Source organism: Acinetobacter brisouii, from assembly GCF_008993995.1.
Classification (GTDB): domain Bacteria; phylum Pseudomonadota; class Gammaproteobacteria; order Pseudomonadales; family Moraxellaceae; genus Acinetobacter; species Acinetobacter brisouii_A.
Genome location: NZ_BKNN01000109.1, coordinates 1 through 5,013, shown reverse-complemented (window position 1 = coordinate 5,013; position 5,013 = coordinate 1). Strand labels below are relative to the sequence as shown.

4 protein-coding genes are annotated in these 5,013 nt (G+C 37.4%); 1 reads left to right on the top strand and 3 read right to left on the bottom strand.

Annotated elements, in window-relative coordinates; genetic code table 11:
• The first annotated feature begins 354 nt into the window (after positions 1-354).
• Positions 355-798: a universal stress protein gene (locus tag GBN19_RS14510; RefSeq protein ID WP_151778613.1), complete on the top strand. Its 444-nt coding sequence runs from the start codon at positions 355-357 to the stop codon at positions 796-798.
• 60 nt (positions 799-858) lie between these two features.
• On the opposite strand, the gene GBN19_RS14505 is transcribed toward GBN19_RS14510, so the two are convergent.
• Genes GBN19_RS14505 through GBN19_RS14495 form a run of 3 tightly spaced genes read right to left on the bottom strand, consistent with a single transcriptional unit; the run spans position 859 to position 4,629 of the window.
• Positions 859-2,103 (bottom strand): GDSL-type esterase/lipase family protein, encoded by a 1,245-nt coding sequence (locus GBN19_RS14505; RefSeq protein WP_228271295.1) that lies wholly within the window; start codon positions 2,101-2,103, stop codon positions 859-861.
• A 44-nt stretch (positions 2,104-2,147) separates the two neighbouring features.
• Positions 2,148-3,227: a DUF459 domain-containing protein gene (locus tag GBN19_RS14500; protein ID WP_151778611.1), complete on the bottom strand. Its 1,080-nt coding sequence runs from the start codon at positions 3,225-3,227 to the stop codon at positions 2,148-2,150.
• A complete protein-coding gene (locus tag GBN19_RS14495; RefSeq protein WP_308469265.1) occupies positions 3,214-4,629 on the bottom strand; it encodes an MBOAT family O-acyltransferase in 1,416 nt (471 codons plus the stop codon). Before GBN19_RS14495 ends, GBN19_RS14500 begins: the two co-directional genes overlap by 14 nt.
• Positions 4,630-5,013: the final 384 nt, after the last annotated feature.

Genomic DNA, 5,013 nt, shown 5'->3' with positions numbered 1-5,013 from the left:
TTAATTTAAATTCTTCAATTAAGTTATCTAAGTTGTGAATGTCTGATTTATTATCCATGAGGGTTCACTCTAAAAAATGATGGCTATTATGGGCAGCAGATTATGAAAGAAAGATGAAAGTTAAGCTTATTCCCCAATATTTATAAGGATTAGCATAGATTTTATTCATTGAAAGTACATGCTCTCCCTCTTTTTTCATCATTGTAAAAATGCTAGCCTTAAAGCATGTGTACTTCACTGAAATCCTCTGGTCAAAATAACTAGAAATTCTGATGAATAAGACACTTAGACTTCACAAAGAGTAAAATCTAACAAAAGTATCCAGTGTCTACGGACAACTCAGGAGTAATTAAAATGGCTTACCAACATATTTTAGTACCAGTTGATGGTTCAGAAACTTCACTTGTGGCAGTCAAACAAGCCGCTGAAATTGCAAAAGCATTTAACAGTAAAGTTACTGCTGTATGTGTACTGGCAATTGACCCATTTGTTGCAGTAGAGTTTGTGAACACAGATCAATTTATTAATGATTATGTGGTTAAAGCAAAAGAAGAAATTCAAAGTATTCTTGAACAAGCAAAAGCTTTATTTACCCAAGAAGGCGTGAATGCTGAAACTCAAATTCTTGAAGGTCAGACCGTCCATAAAGTTATTGTCGAAGCGACTGCTGAGTTAGCAGCTGATCTGATTGTGATTGGCTCACATGGTCGTAAAGGCTTTAAAAAATTACTCTTGGGCAGTGTCACTCAAGCGATTTTGGAAGAAGGTACTGTTCCTGTATTGGTCGTACATCAGTAATTCACTCATAAAAAAAGACCTGTTATTGCAGGTCTTTTTTTATTAATTCAATTCATTGATTTAATGAATCGTTTTACAGCTATTTTGATCTTCAACATCACAAATACTGGCATAGCCCAAACTGCTCACTGTATTATTTTGTACAGATAATCCTGATTTTGGTAATGCTGCAACTGCACTCGATCGCGTGGTGGTTGGTGCAGATTGCCCTGCCAATGCCAAGATATCATTACCCAGCATATCTCCCAATTTCGTATAACCTGAAGCTGAAAAATGTACGCCGTCCCGCGCCGCATCTCCGCGTTCCATCCATTTTTTCATACTACAACTTCCCCCCATTGCAGCTTGCCAGTCCCAAAATAAGGTATGAGCTTGTGTTGCGACTTCACGTTGCATGGTTTGAAATTGGGTGAGTTGAGCAGGTCGTGTACCACATTCACCAGATTTATCTTTTAGACTCTCAGGTGCAGACACAATTAAAATTGCACTTTGTGGTGAAGCTTCACGAATATCGTGGATACGTCCCAATAAAATTTGGCGCTCTTGTTCAAGGTCATATCTGTTATAGGCTTCATTTGTCCCATACGCCAAAATAATCAAATTAAATTTGAGTTGACCAAGTTGTTGTTTCCACGCACTGTTCCAATTGTTCCAAGATTGAAGCTGTGCACCATTAATACCAAGGGCTGAAACCACTGCTCCAGAACCTGTGGCATTTTTTGCCCACCATCCTCCAATCACAGACTGTGGATTGTGAGGTGCAGTAATGGTAAAAGGTAATTGTGCTTCAAATGTCTGTAACTGCCATGTATTATTTTTCACTGGCGCACTTAAGCTAAAGCGTTGCCCTTGACTATCGACCCCAACAAAATCACTGTCTTGCGCGCCTTGACGAATACTCACTGTAATCTTTTGGCGTTGCTCAGATTGTTTGGCTTTAATGGTTAATGTCGCACCTTCTGTCAGAGGATATGCAAGCAAGCCTCCTAGCGTATAGTTTGCATTGGGCTGTGAACGAATGGAAATAGGTTGCCAGTGACTATTGTCATAACCAAAACGGGTTAAACGTTGTCCTGAAAAATACATTGGCATTCCCCATCCCATGCCCCCATTTCCCAATTGATTTTGTAATGTCGTTCTAAGCGCATTGCTCATGTAGTCCGCAGCCGTATGTGAATCACCAAACTGCACAACATTTAACTGATGTTGTTGAATACCTTTAACCAATTGGGCTGTATTCGGTTCTTGGAAATTAGAAAGTTGACCCGCAGATACGCCAAGACTCAGCATAGATGCAGCCCACAAAAGGCTACATCTTTTAAAGGTTTTCATTTTCATTCAAAAGTCGCTTAATTTGCTAAATGTAAGTATTGCAAAATATTGTGCGCGATGATTTTCTGTCCTTCAACTGTAAAATGTATCCCGTCAGCACTACGCATCTTCACATTTCCTTCAGCAGTATTCATGCTTTCAGTAAAATGGTTGTTTTTTCCACCCATAATTGGACGAGAGTCAATCACAAACTCATTGGACTTTTGCACTTCGCTCTGAATCACTTGATTCAGATAAATCATTTGCTCATTCAATTGATCTTTGTGCATATTCGGCGGTGTAAGCCACATCACACTGACATGGTGTTTACGTGCTTCACTCAAAATGCTATCAATACGGGCACGATATTGTGTTTCCCATTCTGCTGATTTGAAGGTTAGCCAATGTTTGCTTGTTGCATCAAACATATCCCAAGGGTCATTTGGCCCTAAGAAGACCACCAAAACTTTAATGCGTGGGTTACTTTTTAAGGTTTCACGAATTGTTTTTGGCCAGTCAAAGAATTTTGGATAGGTCAAACCTGTACTTTGTTTACTTAAATTAATGGTTTGGATGCCTTTATCTTCAAGTACTTTTTGTACATGAGGTGCGACGCCTTGCATCATCGAGTCACCCGCAAAAAATACCTGATCTTGCCCTGTCAGCATAAAGCGCTGATCAAATGCTTGTTTTGCTTTCTGTTTTTCAAGTAATGCTAACTTGCGCTGTTCTTCTTGCAAACGTTTTGCTTCAGCCGCCTTATACTCAGGTGTATAAGCATAATCTTGGTTAAATCCATCAATAACTTGTGTATTGATTTGATTGACATGATCATCATATTGACCATTTTCACCATATAAATAGTCGCCAATTTCACCACCAATATGCCAAATGTGAAACTGATCTAAGCCTGAAAATGGGCTATCTTTATGATAAGTCTGCTGAAAATAAGCATTGACTGAGTTTTGCATAATCCAAATTGAGGTCAATGCAAATGCCAGTAAAATAAACAACACATATAAAAAATTTTGGCGCTGTTCAAGCTGTTCTTGTACACATTCGGGCTGCTGTGGCTGTTGTAGCGAAGAACTTATAATATCCGTATCAGAAGTTTGCATAAATAAATCCTGGAATACCCGAAGGTGCGCAAATCAGTACAAGTAAAAACACAACAAATAAAGGAATGGAAACCGCATATTTAGGAACGCGACCAAATATTGAACTCAGTTTTGGTGTGTAATGTCGAACAAAAGGATAAGCTATCCATGAAATCAATAATATACTGAGTAAATACAATGGATTGTTTGTCCAAGATACGTTCACAGTATTTTGAAATAAAGCCTGAAATACTTGTAATGCTTCATCTAGGCTTTTGGCACGGAAAAATACAAAGCAGAAACAGACAAAATGAATGGTAACGAAAGTACCTATGACTTTGCCCAACCATCCTGTATTGGCTAAAACATTTCGTGACTCACGTGGACTCACTTTGCGGACTTTTTCATAGACTTTATCGCAGATATTGAGTAGCACCAAGCCAAGACCATGTAAGAGTCCCCACAGGAAAAAATTCCAGCCCGAACCATGCCAAACGCCAGACAAAACCATTGCAATCAATAAATTAACTTGAGTACGTGCAAATCCGCCACGGCTACCGCCTAACGGAATATAGATATAGTCCCGAATCCAAGTAGACAGGCTAATGTGCCATTTGTCCCAAAAATCACGAATATTATGCGCGAGTAACGGGGCACGAAAGTTTACAGGTAATCGAAAACCTAATAACAAACCAAATGCCACCATCATTTCACTATATCCAGAAAAATCTAGAAAAAGTTGTAAGGTATAGCCATAGATTGCACAAAGCACTTCTAAAGCATGGTATTGCATGGGGTTTTCAAAAACGGGGTTGACCCAATGATCTGCCAGCCAACCTGCAATCCACCATTTTTTAATCAATGCAAGTAAAATCAATGCAAATGCCAAACTTGGATATAAAATTTTTCGTGGCTCAGTTTGGCAAATTTGAGCACTCATCCCACAAGGTTGCTGCTGAATATCAGTTAAACCTTTAGCGCTTTTTGCACGCGCAATTGGCCCTGCGGTAATCGTTGCAAAAAATGAAAAATGTAATAAAAGTTGAGGAAGATTAAAACGAGGAACTTCAGTTTCTTGATGATAACGACTCAATAAGTAACTAATCGATTGGAAAGAATAATAAGATAAACCTAAAGGTAACAATAGATTAGAAATTAAAAATGAACTGTCTAAATGCAATGCATCTAAAGCCAAGCTACTTTCTTGTCGGAAGAAATCATAATATTTAAAAAATGCCAATTGTAGCAGCGTAAAAACAATTCCTGAGAGCAATATCTTTTTTTTATGAATTTGCCAACGATCCATCGCAATCGACAAAAAATAAATGATACAGCTATATGTTGCAATGACAGAAACTGCAATCCAGTTTGACATCAAAAAAATACAAAGATAACTTGCGATGACCAACAAAATATTTTGCATTTGGGGCATTTTCCGTAAGCCCCAATAGAGGCAAAAAAAGCCTATAAAAGAGAGTGCAAACTCAATTGAAAGAAAGGAAAACATTGATCAAACGTTTATACATAAAATTTGCACGCATATTATACCAAGTGACTACAAAAAGAATCATTTCTTATAAAAATCATAAAAATACGAGAGTGATAGTTTTTCCCTATCGTTAAAATATAATATTCTTCAAGATATTGATAAAATTAAAATATTATTTTTAATTTTATTCATACATGATCACTATTTTTTATAATAGAACATGAATCACGTTATTTGCGGGTTTTGCTAAAAATAGCAAGTATAGAAAAATAATAGTGATTTACTTCATGTTAAGTCGTTAACTTCTTTACAATAATA